Annotated in this window: 1 protein-coding gene; it reads right to left on the bottom strand. The window is 54.8% G+C overall.

Going from position 1 to position 210, the window contains the following annotated elements:
- Positions 1-210 (bottom strand): transposase family protein (locus tag MTBSS4_RS05210; protein WP_173982340.1); only part of this gene is annotated, 210 nt, incomplete at both ends.

Here is a 210-nt window from a genome sequence, read left to right as displayed (position 1 = left end):
TCAATCCGATTGAGAACAACCCGGAGCCAATCTTCCTTGGGGATGCCAAAAAAATACTCGGAGTGCCCACGAAGAAAAGCCAAGTGATGCTCACCCCACAAGGCGATCTCGTCGTAATCGTCGCAACCAGCAATGCTGGCGCAGGTCACCAAAAACAGCACTTCCGGCAAGGGATATTTCACCTTCGCCGCCTCGCGCGGATCGCCGACA

The sequence above is a fragment of the Magnetospirillum sp. SS-4 genome, from assembly GCF_902729425.1.
GTDB lineage: Bacteria > Pseudomonadota > Alphaproteobacteria > Rhodospirillales > Magnetospirillaceae > Phaeospirillum.
This window is presented reverse-complemented; position numbering and strand designations above follow the sequence as displayed.